Origin of the sequence: Micromonospora sp. NPDC049366, from assembly GCF_044466625.1 — a bacterium.
Taxonomy (GTDB): Bacteria; Actinomycetota; Actinomycetes; order Mycobacteriales; family Micromonosporaceae; genus Micromonospora.
On record NZ_JBITMV010000009.1, the window covers coordinates 201,305 to 217,229 of the forward strand.

Consider the following 15,925-nt stretch of genomic DNA (forward strand, 5'->3'; position numbering starts at 1 on the left):
GCCCGCGCGTCAGGTCAGGGGCGACGGGGACTCTGCGTCGGGCACCAGCAGCACCGGGCGGCCGGACCCGTCCGCCGGCACCGACCACACGTCGGGTCGGCCGTCGTCCTGGCGCAGCGTGTACGCCAACGTCGCGCCGTCGAGCCACGCCGCCTGATCGTCGACGCTGGCGGTCTCCGCCGTCGCGGTCACCCGCATGCTCGCCAGGTCGAGGACCGACAGGCGCCACCCCTTCGCCGGGTCGGCGTCGATGGCCTCCTTGAACGCGAGGCGCGTGCCGTCCGGTGACAGCGACGGGCACTCGACGTTCTCCTTCAGCGTCTCGACGGTCCGGGCGGCGACGTCGCCCCGCACCAGGTAACGCTCTCCGGCGGTGGACATGGTCGCGTAGAAGACGTTGTCGTCGCCGGTGAAGGTGACGCCCCAGAAGTTGACGTCGGCGCTGCGGTAGGGGCGGCCGTCGCGTCGCACCGCGAACTCCTCCAGTGACATCACCGTGCTGCCGTCGCGGGTGTCGACGATCCCGGTGCGGGTCGAGAAGCCGCTGGCCGTGTAGGAGTCGCCGCCGACGAACGTCGTCCACGACACCATGCGGCCCGACGCGGAGACCCGGGCCCGGTTGGGCAGGCCGGGGATCTCGACCGTACGGGTGGGGCGCAGCGCGCTGTCGAGCACCATGAGCTGGTACTGCCAGGGGGTCTTCGGCCCCAGGCAGACGCCGGTGCCGGCCGCGGCGTACACCCGAAGGCACTCCAGCGACGAGACGGTACGCGGACCGGACGGGTCGGCCGTCGCCACCGACGACACGTGCCGGTCGGTGATGGTGAGCAGGCGCGGGCCCGGCGTCAGGGTGAGCGTGCCGTCGACGGCGTCGGCGGCGGCCCCGGGCGGCGCGGACGGGGCGGCGGCGACGGCGTAGCCGACCGCCACGGCTCCCAGCGCCACCGCGGCGGCCGTGGCCACACCGAGCTTGATCCGGGTCGACATCGCGGGCATCAGGAGACCTTCCGGGAGACGGGACGCCGGCCGCGGGCCAGCAGGAGCATCGTGACGAGCAGGATCCCGGCGACGGCCGCGGCGGCGACCCGGATCGCCGTCTGTGGGCCCCACGCCTGCCAGGCGAGCCCGAACAGGACGGACGAGACGAGGTACGCCAGCGCCTGCGCGGTCTGGACGAGCGCGATGCCCGTGGTCCGCAGCCGCGCCGGCAGGACCGGGCCGGCGAGGGCGACGAGCACCGCGTCGGTGGCCGCGTAGAAGAGTCCGTACAGGGCGAGCGCGAGCGCCAGCAGCGGCCACCCGCCGACCGGCCCGGCCAGCAGCAGGTAGGTGACGCCGAGCGCGGCGTAGCCGCCGACCACCACCGGCAGGCGCCCGATGCGGTCGGCGAGGATCCCGATCGGGGTGGCCAGCAGCAGGTACGCGAGGCTGGTCCCCACCGCGAGCAGCGGGAACCACAGCAGGCTCAGGTCCTCGCGTCGTTGCAGCAGCAGGTAGACGAACCCGTCGCCGATCGTGGCCAGCCCGAGCAGGCCGGCGGCGAGGACGAGCCGGCGGGCCGGCCGCTCGCGCAGCAGAGCCCACACCTCGCGCACGGACACGGTGGGGTCGGCGCCCGCGGTGGCGGTGGTCGCCGGCGTCGCGGGTCGGTGCTCGCGCACGAACAGCACGAACACCACCACCGCCAGCGCCGCGACGCAGAAGCTGGTCACGAAGACCGCGTCGTAGGACTCGCCGACGGCCAACAGGACCCCGACCGCCACCAGCGGCCCGAGGAACGCCCCGACGCTGTCCATCATCCGGTGCACCCCGAACGCCCGGCCCAGCGACTCGGGCGGCGTCGACAGGGTGATCAGCGCGTCGCGGGGCGCGCTGCGGATGCCCTTGCCGAGGCGGTCGACCGCGATCACCGCGCCGATCGCGGGTACCGACCGGCCGGCGAGCAGCAGACCGAGCTTGGCGACGGCGGACAGCGCGTAGCCGAGACCGGCGACGAGCTTGCGGCGCCGGAACCGGTCCGCGACGAAACCGCCGACGACCCGCAGCAGCGCGGTCGCCCCGGTGTAGACGCCGTCGACGACGCCGAAGGCCAGCGGGCTCAGCTGGAGGCCGAGCACCAGGTAGAGCGGCAGCACCGCGGTGACCATCTCGGCCGAGATGTCGGTGATCAGGCTGACCGTGCCGAGCGCGACGACGTTGCCGCTGACCAGGGCGACGCGGCGTCGGCGCCGATCGGGATCGGGGGCGGTCGGCTCGGTCTCCGGCCGGGTGACGGTCGACAGGTACACCGGTGTCCTCTCCGGTCGGTGGGGCCCGCGCGCGGCGGCGCGACGGTCAGCCATCGTCCGTTGCACCGAGACGGCGGACAACGCACCGCGAGTGCCGTCGGGGCGTGCACCCGGTGAACTCATCCCGAACATCGAGGTGTTTGCCTGTGCGGATGGGATGTTCACCGCGCCGTTCCCCGCCGTCCCACCACCCCTCCTACATTCCGTTCGCTCTATATCCGTACGCCCGGGAAAGGGTTCCTGAATGGGCATTCGACTCACCCGTCCGCCGGTGACGATCGGGACGGTCGCGGTGCTGCTCGCCGCCACCGCCGCGTTCGTCGTCACCGGCGCGACCTCGGCCTCGGCGGCGACGCTCACGTTCACGCCGACCGCCGACACCTACGTCCAGAGCGACACCGCATCCACCAACTACGGCACGTCGACGCAGATCGTGGTCGACGACTCGCCGGTGCGGCGGCTGTTCCTGCGCTTCAGCGTGAGCGGGGTCAGCGGCACCGTCACCAGCGCGAAGCTGCGGCTGCGGGCGATCAGCGGCAACAGCGGCAGCGCCACCGGCGGCACGGTCCGGGCCATGTCCAACACGACCTGGTCGGAGACGGGCACGACCTGGAACAACCAGCCGAGCATCGACGGCGCCACGCTCGGCTCGATCGGCGCGATCAGCGCGAACGGCTGGTACGAGGTCGACGTCACGTCGCAGGTCACCGGTAACGGCACGTTCGGCTTCGGTGCCACGTCCAGCGACAGCGACGGCGCGTACTACGACTCGCGGGAGAGCGGCGCGGACGCGCCGCAGCTGGTCGTGACGACCGGCACCACGACGCCGCCGCCGTCCGGCGACCCGGTGCTCGTCGGGGTCGGCGACATCGCCAACTCCGGCTCGGGTGACACCGCCACGGCGGCGCTGCTCGACGGCATCGCCGGCACGGTCTTCACCACCGGCGACAACGTGTACGACAACGGCACCGCCGCCGAGTTCGCCAACTACTACGAGCCGACCTGGGGCCGGCACAAGGCCCGCACCCGCCCGTCGCCGGGCAACCACGACTACAACACCTCGGGTGCGGCCCCGTACTACTCCTACTTCGGCTCCCAGGCCGGCCCGAGCGGCCGGGGCTACTACTCCTACGACCTCGGCAACTGGCACATCGTGTCGCTGAACTCGAACATCAGCATGTCCGCCGGCTCCGCGCAGGAGCAGTGGCTGCGTTCCGACCTCGCGGCCAGCACCAAGCCGTGCACGCTGGCGTACTGGCACCACCCGCTGTTCACGTCGAGCTCCAACCACGCGCCGTCGACCTCGACGCGCCCGCTCTACCAGGCGCTCTACGACTACAACGCCGACGTCGTGGTGTGGGGTCACAACCACGTCTACGAGCGGTTCGCGCCGATGAACCCGAACGGCGGCGCCGACTCCAGCCGGGGTCTGCGCAGCTTCGTCGCCGGGATGGGCGGTGCCAGCCACTACAGCTTCGGCACCATCCAGCCCAACAGCGAGGCCCGCAACAGCTCCGCGTACGGGGTCCTGAAGTTCACGCTGCACTCCGGCAGCTACGACTGGCAGTTCGTGCCGGTGGCCGGGCAGACCTACACCGACAGCGGCACCGGTTCCTGCCACTGACGGGTGCGGACCGGGCGGCGCCGGCGGGGAGCGGATCACGCACCCCGCCGGCGTCGTCGTCCGGTCAGTGGACGGCGACCACCACCGTGCCCGTCTCCAGTTCGGGCAGGCGGCTCGGGCGCACCACCACGAAGAGCACCAGGGTCGCCGCCGCCATGCCGCCGGCCACCACCACGGCCATGCCGGCGCTGCCGGTGCCGAGCACGCCGACCAGCGGCGCGGCCAGCGCCCCCACCGCGAACTGGACCGCGCCGAGCAGCGCCGCGGCGGTGCCGGCCGCCTCACCGTGCCGGGACAGCGCCAGCGCGGGCGCGTTCGGCAGGGCCAGCCCGCACGCGGCGAGCACGAGCCACAGGGACGCCAGGACGCTCGCGAGGCCACCGACGCCGGTGGCGGCGAAGCTGAACAGGGCGGCCCCGGCGACGGTGCCCGCGAGGAGCGCGCCGACGAGGATCCGCTGGGGCGGGTAGCGCCGCAGCAGCCGGACGTTCAACTGGGTGGCGGTGATCAGGCCGACCGCGCCCGCGCCGAACACCAGCCCGAACTGCTGCTCGTCGAGCCCGTACTGCTCCTGGAAGACGAACGACGAGCCGGCCACGTACGCGAAGAGCGCGGCCATCGCCAGCCCGGCGACCAGGATGAGCCCGACGAAGGTGCGGTCGCGCAGCAACCCGCCGTAGACCCGCAGCGTCGCCACCACGCCGCCGTGGCGTCGGCGCTCGGGCGGCAACGTCTCGCGCAGGCCGAGCGCTGCGACGATCAGCAGGGCCACGCCGAGCACGGCGAGCGCGACGAAGACGCCCCGCCAGGCCGACCAGCGCAGCAGCAGACTGCCGAGGGTCGGCGCGAGGATCGGCGCCACGCCCATGACGAGCATCAGCCGGGAGAAGAGCTTGGCGAACGCGGCACCGTCGAACAGGTCACGGACCACCGCCATCGCGACGACGGAGGCGGCCGCGACGCCCAGCCCCTGGAGGACCCGCAGGACCCCGACGACGCCGATGGTGGGCGCCACGACGCAGAGCAGCGACGCGACGATGTGCAGCGCCATGCCGGCGAGCAGCGGCCGCCGCCGGCCCACCGCGTCGGACAACGGGCCGATCAGCAACTGGCCGATGGCGAGCCCGGCCAGGGTGCCGGTGAGGGTCAACTGGACGGCCGCCGAGGTGGTGTGCAGGTCGGTGGTGATGGCCGGCAGCGACGGCAGGTACATGTCGATGGTGAGCGGCCCGATCGCGATCAGCGAGCCGAGCACCAGCACGAGGCGGAGCCGTTGGCGGGCGGACATGAGATCACCCGGCATCGGCGCCGCCGCGACGGTCGATTCCGTCGTCTCGGCGGTGGCGGTCACCGGGTCGTCTCCGGCTGGTGGGCGAGGGCCCCGGCAGGGGTCGATGCAGCGATCACACCTGGAGCCAACCCGCGCCGGGCGGTCGCATTCCCGCGCCGGAGAAGGGTAAGCCAGCTCACACGACACCCGAAACAGCGAGGTTGACCGGTTTCGACCAGCCTCCGCCGGGAAGACGCGCAGGTCCCACGGGCCGAGCGGCCCGACCGACCACGGCCGCGGAGCCGAGCGGGCCTCCGTCGCCGCCCGGCCAGCAGGGGGTACGTCATGGTCGTCGGCGCCGAGCCGGTCGGTGAGCTGGAACTGGTGCGGACGTTCACCGGCGCGATGCCGACCGGGGTCGCCGTCTCGCACACCGGACGGATCTTCGTCAACTTCCCGCAGTGGGGTGACGAGCCGCCGGCCGCGCTGGTCGAGGTGCGCGACGACCGGGAGGTGCCGTTCCCCGACCAGCGGTGGAACTCCCCCGCCCGCGACGACGACGAGCAGGCGTTCGTGTCGGTGCAGAACATGGTGGTCGACCCGCTCGACCGGCTCTGGGTCGTGGACACCGGCAGCCCGCTGTTCCGACCCACCCGGCCCGGCGGACCGAAGCTGGTCCGGGTCGACCTGGACACCGACACCGTCGCGCAGGTGATCACGTTTCCGCCCGCGGTGGTGCCGCCCACCAGCTACCTCAACGACGTCCGCTTCGACCTGCGCCGCGGGCGCGCCGGCATCGCCTACCTGACCGACTCCGCCGTCACCGGGCCCAACGGCATCGTGGTGGTCGACCTGGCCAGCGGCCGGTCCTGGCGCCGCCTGCACGAGCACCCCTCCACGGCCGCGGAACCGCTGCACGGGTACCGGCCGGTGGTGGAGGGGCGGCCGCTGCTGGACCGGCCGGCGGACGGGCCGCCGCGGGCGCTGACCATCGGGGCCGACGGCATCGCGATCAGCGCCGACGGCTCCCGCCTGTACTACGCCCCGCTGATCGGGCGGCGGTGGCACAGCGTCCCCACCGACGCGCTGGCCGACGCGTCGCTTCCCGAGGAGGAGGTCGCCGACACGGTCGTCGACGAGGGCGACAAGGGCACCGGCTCCGACGGGTTGGAGAGCGACGACGCCGGCCGGCTCTACCTGACCGCGTACGAGCACAACGCGGTGCTCCGGCGGCTGCCGGACGGGCGGTTCGAGACGGTGCTGCACGACCCGCGCCTGCTCTGGCCGGACACGCTGGTGGTGGCTGCCGACCGGCACCTCTACGTCACCGCCAACCAGGTGCACCGGCAGCCGATGTACCAGGGCGGGCGGGACCTGCGGCGCAAGCCGTACGCCCTGTTCCGGACCCCGATCGACGCCGGACCGGTGCTGCTGCGCTGAGACCGGCCGGTCCGGCCGTCAGGTCGGCAGGTCCGCGCCGGTCTGCTCGGCCACCATGTACGCCGCGTACCAGTCGGGCCAGTCCGGGTCGGCCTTACCCGTGCGCTTCTCGTGCTCGCCGTGGGCGTCCGCGGCGCGCCGGAGGGCGGCGGTGAGGTCGTTCGCGGAGGTGAACGACGTGACCCCGGTGTCGATCCGGCCGGGAAGCCGGGTGGTGATCTCCTGGAGCAGCCAGGTGTTGCCGTCCGGGTCCTGGAACGAGGCGCGCGAGAAGTAGCTGCGGCGTTCGGGGTCCGGCCCGTCGACCGGCCCGTCCGGGCCGGGGTGGTAGACGCCGCCGACGTCGACGCCGGCGGCGACCAGCGCGGCGCGCGCCGCCTCGACGTCGGTCACCACCAGGTAGTTCTTGGCGGAACCGGGCGCGCCGGTGGTCAGGTCCGGGCCGAACTGGACGGAGCACCCGGAGCCCTGCGGGGTGAACTGGACGATGCCGGGCGGCGTCTGGTCGAGCCGCCAGCCGAGGCGACCGTAGAACTCCTTGGCACGGTCGACGTCGGTGACCGGGACGACGACCACCTCCAGCTTCATGTCGACGTCCCGGATGCCCGTCCCGCTCGGATCGTTGCTCCGCGGCATAGCGGCCTCCCTGCTGAGTCACCCGGTCACCAGCAAGCTACTGCGGACCGACCGGGCGGACGCCGGGTTCCCGACATCACCCACCGAGCGGGCGACCGGTCAGGAGGCGCAGCGGTCGGAGAGGGCGTAGCGCACCAACACGACGTCGCCGATCTGGCGTACCTCCGCCACGGTCGCCCGGCGGCCCGGGTGCCACGGGTAGCGCCCGTCCCCCACGAAGCGCGGCGCCCGACAGTCACCGACGAAGAAGGGCGCCACCACCAGGTGCAGCTCGTCGGCGAGCCCGCCGGCCAGGAACTGCGCGTGCACCGTCCCACCACCCTCCACCATCAGGCGGCGCACGCCCTGGGCGGCCAGGTCGGCCAGCACCCCGTCGAGGTCCACCGGCGCACCGGCGTCGCGGACCTCGGCCAGCTCGCCGACCCGCTCGCGGGTCTTCTCCACCGCGTCGCTCGCGCAGTACACGACGCGTCGCGCCTCGCCGGCGGTGAAGAACCGGGCGGCCGGGTCGAGGTCACCCCGCCCGGTCACGGTGACCTTGGTCGGCGAGGCGGGCAGGCCGGCGGCCACCCGGTTCTCGCGACGTCGCGCCGACCGGACCAGCAGCCGCGGGTCGTCCCGGCGTACGGTCTCGGCACCCACCATGATCGCGTCGCAGCTGGCCCGGACGGCGTCGATCCGGTCCAGGTCGTCGTCGTTGGAGAGCAGCAGCCGCTGCTCCGTGGCGTCGTCGATGTAGCCGTCGATGGAGGTGGCGCAGCTCAGCAGCACGTACGGCCGCGCCGGCCGGGACGTCATCGGACGGCGGGAAGGTCGGGGACACGGGACGCCCGGCTGGCCTTCGCCGCCAGGTAGTCGGCGTTGGCCGGGGAGAGGTAGAGGCCGGTCAGCACCCGCTCGGTCACCGTCACACCCAGCCGGTCCAGCTGCACCGCCTTCTCCGGGTTGTTGCTGAGCAGGGCGATGCCGGTGACGCCGAGCGTCGCCAGCATCTGCGCGGCGGCGCTGTAGTCGCGCTCGTCCTCGCCATGGCCCAGCGCCACGTTCGCCTCGTAGGTGTCCAGCCCGGCGTCCTGCAACGCGTACGCGTCGAGCTTCGCGTACAGGCCGATGCCCCGCCCCTCCTGACGCAGGTAAAGCAGGAAACCGCCCTCCTGCGCGATCCGTTCGACCGCCTCCCGCAGCTGCGGGCCGCAGTCGCAGCGCTGGCTGCCGAACACGTCCCCGGTCAGGCACTCGCTGTGCGGGCGGACCAGCGGCGCCCGGCCGCCCGCGGCGTACCGGTCGATCGCGCCCGCCCAGTCGCCCAGCCCGAACGCGACGTGTTCGCGACCGTCGACCAGCCCCTTGAAGGTGAACAGGCGGGCGGTGGTGGCGTAGCCGTCCGGGAATCGCAGCGGCACCGTGACCTCGGTCCGGACGGTGGCGGCGGGCAGCGCTTCGGGCATGGGTCTCCTTCGTCCCTGCGTGACCCGGGGTGGCCGGGACACGTGCAACGGATTCACCACGTGGTCAACACTCAACCACGGACAGCGCGTTCCCGCCCGCCGGCGGCCGACCTGGTCCCCCGGCGGAGCAGCACGGCGGCACCCGGCAAGCTGGCGACGAGCACCAGCGCGCCGTACACCGTGGCGGTGGCCACCCCCTGGGCGGCGGTCAGGCCGGCGGCCCCGAACGCCCACGCGGCGACTCCCTCGCGCGGGCCGAACCCGGCGACGTTCAGCGGCAGCCCCATCGCGAGCAACGCGAGCAGGGTCAGCGGCAGCAGCCGGGACAGCGGGGCGGTCGCGCCCGCGGTCCGGGCCGCCAGGAGGAACGTGGCAAGGTGCCCCGCCACCATCACCGCGGAGGCGAGCAGGACACCGAACCAGGTCCGTCGGGCCAGCAGGCCGGTGCGGACGTCGGTCACCGCGGCGCGCAGCGCCCGCGCCCAGCGCGACCGCCCGGCGCGGGGCACCGCCCGGGCGAGCAGCACGGCGGCGAGCCCGCCGGCCAGCACCACCGCGATCGCCGCCGGCAGGTAGGGCCGCACCGGCGACGGGAACGCCGCGAGGAGGACGAGCGCCAGCACGACCTGGACGACTTGGCCGGCCGTACGCTCCCAGACGACCGCGCGGACCCCCCGGCCGACGTCACCGGCGTCGCGCCCGTGCCGGACGGCCCGGTGCACGTCACCCAGCACCCCACCGGGCAGGGTGGCGTTGAGGAACACCGCCCGGTAACAGTGCGCGACGGCGGTCCGCAGCGGCAGCCGCACCCCGAGGCCCCCGGCGACGAGACTCCACCGCCAGGCGCCGCAGACCGTGGTGAGCACGCCGATCGCGAGCGCCGCGGCCAGCGCCGGGCCGTCGATCAGCGCGAGGCCGGCGAGGAACGGGCCGCCGCCCACCTGCCACAGCAGCGCCCCGAGCAGCCCGACCCCGCCGAGTGCCCGCGCCCAGGCCCAGAACATCCGCGCCGGCCTCCCGTCAAAAAGATCGTTCTTCCACCGGTAGGCACGTGCGGCGGGCGCGAAGGGTTCATCCGCCGGCGAGCAGGTCCCGATGGTCGACCAGCACGCGCAGGCGGCCGGCCGCCGCCTGCGCCAGCCGGCGGCGCGCGTACCCACCGGCCGGGCCGGCCAGCTCCGGCCGCTGCTCGCACGCCGCGGCGACCCATCCCCGGAACCATTCGGCGCTCAGGTCCGCCTGCGCCGCGCCGAGCCGCCACGGGCTGGACCGCACCTGGACGGCGACGCCGTGGCGGGCGAACGCGGCCACCGCCGCCTCGACCGCGTCCGGCCCCAGCAGCCTCCGGCCGTCGACCGTGCGGCGCTGGTGGTCGTTGAACGCGGCGGCGATCTCGATGTCCAGCGGGTCCGCCGGGCTGAGCCGCACCTCGCCGGTCACCGAGATCATCAGCAGGGTGGGGCGGCCGGCGCACGCCGCGACGACCCGCTCGACCTCCTCGGCGGTGAACATGTCCAGCAGCGCCGAGGCGGTGATCAGGTCGGCTCCGGCCAGGTCCGCCGCGGTCAGCCGGGTGAGGTCGCCGCACCGGGTCGCCACGCTGACCGGGGCGCCGTCCGCGGCGGTGACCGAGCCCGTCGCGGCGAGGTCCAGCAACTCCTGGTCACGGTCGTGGAGCACCCAGTGCTGCGGGCCGGGCAGGCGCGGCGCGAGCCAGCGCAGCATCGACCCGGTGCCGCTGCCCAGATCGTGCAGCACGATCGGCCGGTCCGTCGGCAGCCGGTGGCGGACCGCCTCGACCAGGGCGCCCGCGCGGGCCGCCGCGTCGGCGGGTTCCCGCAGCTCCAGCCAGCTGGAGAACGGCAGCAGGACGTCGATGCTCACGGTGTCAGCCCTTCGGTCGCGATGGCGTGATCCCTCCGCCGGGCCGCGCGGCTCGCGCGCACGGTGCCGGGCGGGTCGTTCCCGGCCGCGCTCACACGACGGCCGCGGTCAGCGCCGCCGCCACCCGGGCGGCGGTCTCCGGCCAGCCGGTGAGGGTGCCCCGGCGGGCCCGCGCCGCGTGGCGCAGACCCTCCCGCAGCGCCGGGTCGCCCAGCCAGCGACGCAGCGCGTCGGCCAGCGCACCCGGATCCTCCGGCGGCACCAGCAGCCCGGGCAGCGCGCCGTCCGGCGCCCGGCCCAGCGCCTCGGGCAGGCCACCGGCGGCGGTGCCGAGGACCGGCACGCCGCGGGCGAGCGCCTCCGTGACGACCATGCCGTACGTCTCGCCCCGGGACGGGAGGACCAGCAGGTCGGCGGCGGCGTACGCGCCGTCCAGCGGCGCGCCGGTGAGCGGGCCGGCCAGGCGTACCCGGTCGCTGAGGCCGCTGCCGGACAGCGCCGCCCGGAGGTCCGCGACGAAGTCGGGGTCCCGGGTCAGCGCGCCGACGCAGACGCAGGTCCACGGCAGGCCGGCGATCCGGGCCAGCGCCTCGGCGAGCACGTCGTGCCCCTTCGCCGGGGTGACCGCCGCGACGCAGAGCAGGGACGTGCCGTCGGCGGTGCCCACCACCGGGGGCACCGGGTCGACACCGGGTACGGCCACGTGCACCCGGCCGGCGGCCAGGGGGTACAGGTCGAGCAGCCGGCGACGGGTCCAGCCGCTGGTGGTCACCACCGCGCTCGCGGCGGCCAACGTCCGGGCCTCGGCGGGGTCGGCGAGCGGCAGATGGACCAGCACCACCAGCCGCAACCGGTCCGCCTGCGGCCGGAGCACCTCCGGCGCCGGCGAGGCCAGCAGCCCGTCCAGCAGCACCACCGCGCCGTCCGGCAGCGCCGTCAGCACGCCGGCCAGGGCCGCCAGCGCGGTCGCGTCCGGGCGCGGCCAGTCACCGGGAACCGCGTGTTCGTGGACCCGCCACCCGCGCTCGGACAGGCCGTGGCAGACCCGCCGGTCGTACTGGTTGCCGCCGCTCGGCGTGCCCGAGTCGTCGATGTCGTTCGGCAGCACCACGTGCACGTCGCCGGCGCGCTCCCCCCCGCTCACCGCGGGGCTCGCACGCTCACTCCTCGCCCTCACCGGAACCGTCAGAGGGCGCGCTCGTAGCTGGCCCACGCGACGTGCGACTCGTGCAGGGTGACGGTGATGCCCGCCAGGCCGCCCGCGCCCTCGCCGAGCCGCCCGGCGTGCACCGCCTCGGCGAGCCGGTCGGCCACCGTACGGGCCAGCACCTCGGTCGTCGTGTTCACCCCGGCGAACGCCGGTTCGTCGTCGAGGTTGCGGTAGGTCAGCTCGCCGAGGACGGCCTTCAGCTGCTCGGTCGCCAGGCCGATGTCGACCACGATGCCGTCCGCGTCCAGCTCGGCGCGGCGGAACGTCGCGTCCACGACGAACGTGGCGCCGTGCAGACGCTGCGCGGGTCCGAAGACCTCGCCGCGGAAGCTGTGCGCGATCATCATGTGATCGCGGACGGTGACACTGAACACGGAATCACTCCCCGTCGTAGGTGATGAGGTGGCAGAGGGCGGGCAGCTCGCCCGAGGTCAGGCGCGGCAGCACGTCCGGCAGGTCGGTGAAGCGCGACGCGCCGGTGATCAGCGCGTCGAACACCGGATCGTCGAGCAGGTCGAGGGCGAGCGCCAGCCGGTCCCGGAAGGTACGCGTGGCCCGCCGCGCCGGAGCGATCGTGCCGACCTGGCTGCCGCGCACGGTGAGCCGGCCACTGTGGAACACCCCGCCCAGCGACAGCTCCACCGGCCGGTCGCCGTACCAGCTCAGCTCCACGACGGTCCCCTCCGGTCGCAGCAGCTCCAGCGACCGTTGCAGGCCCGCCCCGGTGGCGCTGGCGTGCACCACGAGGTCGCGGCCGGTCGCGGCGTCGTCCGGTGCGGCGAAGTCGACGCCGAGCGCCCCGGCGACGGCGGCCCGCCCCGGGTCGGTGTCGACGAGTTCGACGTGAACGCCGGGGAACCGGGCGAGCAGGGCCGCGACGCCGCAGCCGACCATGCCGGCCCCGACCACGGTGATCCGGTCGCCGATCAGCGGGGGCGCGTCCCACAGGGCGTTCACCGCGGTCTCCACCGTCCCCGCGAGCACCGCCCGGGCGGGCGGCACCCCGTCGGGCACCGGGACGACCGCGTGGGCCGGCACCACGTACCCGGTCTGGTGCGGGTACAGGCAGAACACGGTCCGGCCGCGCAGCTGCGCCGGGCCCTGCTCGACCTCGCCGACGTTGAGGTAGCCGTACTTCACGGGCGCCGGGAAGTCACCCTCCTGAAAGGGCGCGCGCATCACGTCGTACTGGTCGGCGGGCACCCGGCCGCCGAAGACGAGCGTCTCGGTGCCTCGGCTCACCCCGGTGCAGCGGGTGCGCACCAGCACCTCGTCCGGTCCGGGCGCGGGCAGGGTCACCGGCCGGATCTCCCCCTCGCCCGGTGCCCGAAGCCAGAAGGCGTGCGCCTCACGGGTCACCGGCTGCTCCTCGTCTCGCGTCCGACCGAACCGAACGACGTCGCCGTCCGTGTTCCCTGTCAGGGTCGTCGATCATAAACACGGAGGAACGGTGCCCACGGTTCGAAACGGTCCACTGGTCGGGCTCGGCGCCCAGCTCGTCCTGCTCGCTGTGCTGGCCGGCACGGTCGGCGTCGGCGCGGCGGGGCTGCTGGTCGGCGCCACGTACGGCGTGGTCACCGGTGCCCTGCTCACCCGGGGGCTGCGCCGCGCCGACGCCACCCGGCTCGGCCCGGCCGACCGGGTGACGCTGACCCGGGCCATGCTGGTCGGCGCCGTCACCGCGCTGACCGTGGACGCGTTCCGCCGGCCGGCGCCGGTCGCGCTGCTGGTCACCCTCACCGCCGTGGCGCTGCTGCTGGACTGGGTCGACGGCCGGGTGGCCCGCCGAACCGGGACGGTCAGCGCGCTGGGCGCCCGCTTCGACATGGAGGTCGACGCGTTCCTGCTGATGGTGCTCTGCGCGTACGTGGCGCCGGACGCCGGAGCCTGGGTCCTCACCCTGGGCGGAATGCGGTACGCCTTCGTCGCCGCCGGGTGGGCGCTGCCGTGGATGCGCGGCACGCTGCCGCCGCGGCCGTGGCGCAAGGTGGTGGCCGCGACGCAGGGCGTGGTGCTGGCGGTGGCCGCCGCCGGTCTGCTGCCGGGCTGGGCGACGCGGCTGCTGCTGGCCGCCGCGCTGGTGCTGCTCGTGGAGTCGTTCGGCCGCGATGTGCGCTGGCTGTGGCGGCACCGGGCGGCGCGCCCCCGGCCGGTACGGTCGCCGGCTCCGGTGGCGGCCGACGCCGCGGCGGCCGCCGTTGCCGAGGCGGCCCGCGTGGCCGCCCGCCGGGCCCCGGTGGGCGCGATCGCGACCCGGCCGCCGGCGGTGGTCGCCGGGGGTGCCCCTGCCCCCACCGACCGGTGGCTGCGCTGATGCCCGGGCCGGCCCGAACCCCCGACACCGCACGCACCGAACGCGCAGGCCGCGTCCGGCCGGTGGCCGCCGGTGCGCTCACCGTGCTGGCCGGTGTGCTGGTGCTCGGCGCGCTGGTCGCGCCGGACCGGCCCGACCAGGTGGGACCCGCGACGCTGCTGCGCGTTCCGCTGGAGGGGCTGCTGGCGGTCGCGCTGCTGCTCGCCCTGCCGACCCGGGGGCGGCGGCTGGCCGTCGTGCTGCTCGGGCCGCTGCTCGGCCTGCTGGCCGTGCTGAAGCTCGCCGACCTGGGTTTCCGCTCCGCGCTGGACCGGCCGTTCGACCTGGTGCTCGACTGGGGGCTGCTGGACGACGCGTTCGGCTTCCTCCGCGACTCCTTCGGCCGGGCCGGGGCGGTCGGGGCCGCCGCGGGCGGGCTGCTGCTCGCCGCCGGACTGCTGCTGCTCATGACCCTCGCGGTGCGCCGGCTGACCCGGCTGCTGGTCCGGCACGAGCGGCCCGCGACCCGGGTCGTCGCGGCGCTGACCGTCGCCTGGGTGGCGTGCGCCGCGTTCGGCGTCCGGGTCGCGCCGGGCGTGCCGGTCGCCGACACCGGCGTGTCCGCGCTCGTCGGCGCGCACGCCGGCCAGGTGCGGGACCGGTTCACCGACGGCACGAGGTTCGCCACCGAGCTGGCCACCGACCCGTTCCAGGACGTGCCGGGCGACCGGTTGCTGACCGGGCTGCGGGGCAAGGACGTGGTGCTGGCGTTCGTGGAGAGCTACGGGCGCGACGCCGTCGAGGACCCGGAGTTCGCCGGCGAGATCGGGCCGCTGCTCGACGCGGGTGACCGGCGGCTGCGGGCGAACGGGTACGCCTCCCGCAGCGGCTTCCTCACCTCGCCCACCGCGGGCGGGGGCAGCTGGCTGGCCCACGACACGCTGTTGTCCGGGCTGTGGATCGACAACGAGCAGCGCCACCGCAGCCTGCTGGCCAGCGACCGGCTCACCCTCAACGGCGCGTTCCGGCGGGCCGGCTGGCGGACGGTGGGCGTGCTGCCGGCGGCCACGCAGCCCTGGCCGGAGGGGGCCTTCTTCGGCTACGACGGCTACTACGACACCGAGCGGCTCGGCTACCGCGGACCGAAGTTCAGCTACGCGCCGATGCCGGACCAGTACACCCTCGCCGCCTTCGAGCGCACCGAACGCGGCCGGGCGGACCGGCCGCCGCTGATGGCGGAGATCCCGCTGATCTCCAGCCACTCGCCGTGGACGGCCATCCCCCGCCTGGTCCCGTGGGACGACGTCGGCGACGGCTCGGTCTTCGCCCACGCCGCGGCCGTCACCGAGGACCCGGACGACGACCCCGACCGTCGGGCCACGGCGCAGGTACGCGCGGGCTATCGGCAGGCGATCGCGTACTCGCTGCAGACCCTGGTCTCCTACGTCGAGACGTACGGCGACGACGACCTGGTGCTGGTCTTCCTCGGCGACCACCAGCCGGCGCCGGTGGTGACCGGGTCGGGCGCGAGTCGGGACGTGCCGATCACGATCGTGGCCCGGGACCCGGCGGTCCTCGGCCGGGTCGCCGGGTGGGGCTGGCAGGAGGGGCTGCGCCCCGGCAAGGACGCGCCGGTCTGGCCGATGGACGCCTTCCGCGACCGGTTCCTGACCGCGTTCGGCCCGTCGGTGCCCCCGGCCGCCGCGCCGCCGGCCCGCTGACCGAGCGGCTGCCGCGGCACACGAGGATCGGTGCGGAGAATTTTCGCGGGGTGGCTGTCCGGAAAGGGTCCGCCCGATCGTCATCCTGGTGCAGTCACCACATTGAGGAGT

At 74.9% G+C, this 15,925-nt stretch carries 15 protein-coding genes; 4 read left to right on the plus strand and 11 right to left on the minus strand.

Annotation, left to right across the window (positions count from 1 at the left end; all coding sequences use genetic code 11):
* Positions 1 to 9: 9 nt before the first annotated feature.
* Positions 10 to 996 (minus strand): TolB family protein, encoded by a 987-nt coding sequence (locus tag ACIBTV_RS15445; RefSeq protein WP_396705234.1) that lies wholly within the window; start codon positions 994 to 996, stop codon positions 10 to 12.
* Entirely contained in the window at positions 996 to 2,288 is a 1,293-nt protein-coding gene (locus ACIBTV_RS15450; RefSeq protein WP_396705236.1) for an MFS transporter, read from the minus strand. Before ACIBTV_RS15450 ends, ACIBTV_RS15445 begins: the two co-directional genes overlap by 1 nt.
* A 244-nt stretch (positions 2,289 to 2,532) precedes the next feature.
* Here ACIBTV_RS15450 and ACIBTV_RS15455 point away from each other — a divergent pair, with 244 nt between their 5' ends.
* Positions 2,533 to 3,912, plus strand: coding sequence for a DNRLRE domain-containing protein (locus ACIBTV_RS15455; protein ID WP_396705238.1), 1,380 nt, complete (start codon positions 2,533 to 2,535; stop codon positions 3,910 to 3,912).
* A 64-nt stretch (positions 3,913 to 3,976) separates the two neighbouring features.
* On the opposite strand, the gene ACIBTV_RS15460 is transcribed toward ACIBTV_RS15455, so the two are convergent.
* Positions 3,977 to 5,200, minus strand: a complete 1,224-nt coding sequence (locus ACIBTV_RS15460; protein ID WP_396705366.1) for a multidrug effflux MFS transporter — start codon at positions 5,198 to 5,200, stop codon at positions 3,977 to 3,979.
* Positions 5,201 to 5,527: 327 nt separating this feature from the next.
* Between ACIBTV_RS15460 and ACIBTV_RS15465 the strand changes: the two genes are divergently transcribed.
* On the plus strand, positions 5,528 to 6,622 hold the full coding sequence (locus ACIBTV_RS15465; protein ID WP_396705240.1) for an L-dopachrome tautomerase-related protein: 1,095 nt from the start codon (positions 5,528 to 5,530) through the stop codon (positions 6,620 to 6,622).
* An 18-nt stretch (positions 6,623 to 6,640) separates the two neighbouring features.
* Here ACIBTV_RS15465 and ACIBTV_RS15470 read toward each other — a convergent pair whose 3' ends face one another.
* From ACIBTV_RS15470 to ACIBTV_RS15505, 8 genes are all read right to left on the minus strand, one after another.
* Positions 6,641 to 7,258 carry a VOC family protein gene (locus ACIBTV_RS15470; RefSeq protein ID WP_396705242.1) on the minus strand — a complete coding sequence of 206 codons (618 nt, stop codon included), beginning with the start codon at positions 7,256 to 7,258 and terminating at the stop codon, positions 6,641 to 6,643.
* A 99-nt stretch (positions 7,259 to 7,357) separates the two neighbouring features.
* On the minus strand, positions 7,358 to 8,056 hold the full coding sequence (locus ACIBTV_RS15475) for a RibD family protein (RefSeq protein ID WP_396705244.1): 699 nt from the start codon (positions 8,054 to 8,056) through the stop codon (positions 7,358 to 7,360).
* Positions 8,053 to 8,706, minus strand: coding sequence for a GTP cyclohydrolase II (gene ribA / locus ACIBTV_RS15480; protein ID WP_396705246.1), 654 nt, complete (start codon positions 8,704 to 8,706; stop codon positions 8,053 to 8,055). The genes ACIBTV_RS15475 and ribA overlap by 4 nt, the downstream gene beginning before the upstream one ends.
* 71 nt (positions 8,707 to 8,777) lie before the next feature.
* Positions 8,778 to 9,710 (minus strand): YbhN family protein, encoded by a 933-nt coding sequence (locus tag ACIBTV_RS15485; RefSeq protein WP_396705248.1) that lies wholly within the window; start codon positions 9,708 to 9,710, stop codon positions 8,778 to 8,780.
* Between the two features lie 67 nt (positions 9,711 to 9,777).
* On the minus strand, positions 9,778 to 10,590 hold the full coding sequence (locus ACIBTV_RS15490; RefSeq protein WP_396705250.1) for a class I SAM-dependent methyltransferase: 813 nt from the start codon (positions 10,588 to 10,590) through the stop codon (positions 9,778 to 9,780).
* Between the two features lie 91 nt (positions 10,591 to 10,681).
* Positions 10,682 to 11,734, minus strand: coding sequence for a glycosyltransferase family 4 protein (locus ACIBTV_RS15495; protein WP_396705252.1), 1,053 nt, complete (start codon positions 11,732 to 11,734; stop codon positions 10,682 to 10,684).
* Positions 11,735 to 11,775: 41 nt separating this feature from the next.
* Positions 11,776 to 12,174: a 6-pyruvoyl trahydropterin synthase family protein gene (locus ACIBTV_RS15500; RefSeq protein WP_396705254.1), complete on the minus strand. Its 399-nt coding sequence runs from the start codon at positions 12,172 to 12,174 to the stop codon at positions 11,776 to 11,778.
* 4 nt (positions 12,175 to 12,178) lie between these two features.
* Complete coding sequence (locus tag ACIBTV_RS15505; protein WP_396705256.1) at positions 12,179 to 13,159, minus strand: dehydrogenase; 981 nt, start codon at positions 13,157 to 13,159, stop codon at positions 12,179 to 12,181.
* Between the two features lie 91 nt (positions 13,160 to 13,250).
* Here ACIBTV_RS15505 and ACIBTV_RS15510 point away from each other — a divergent pair, with 91 nt between their 5' ends.
* Positions 13,251 to 14,114 (plus strand): CDP-alcohol phosphatidyltransferase family protein, encoded by an 864-nt coding sequence (locus ACIBTV_RS15510; protein WP_396705257.1) that lies wholly within the window; start codon positions 13,251 to 13,253, stop codon positions 14,112 to 14,114.
* Positions 14,114 to 15,814 carry a sulfatase gene (locus ACIBTV_RS15515; RefSeq protein ID WP_396705368.1) on the plus strand — a complete coding sequence of 567 codons (1,701 nt, stop codon included), beginning with the start codon at positions 14,114 to 14,116 and terminating at the stop codon, positions 15,812 to 15,814. The genes ACIBTV_RS15510 and ACIBTV_RS15515 overlap by 1 nt, the downstream gene beginning before the upstream one ends.
* Positions 15,815 to 15,925: the final 111 nt, after the last annotated feature.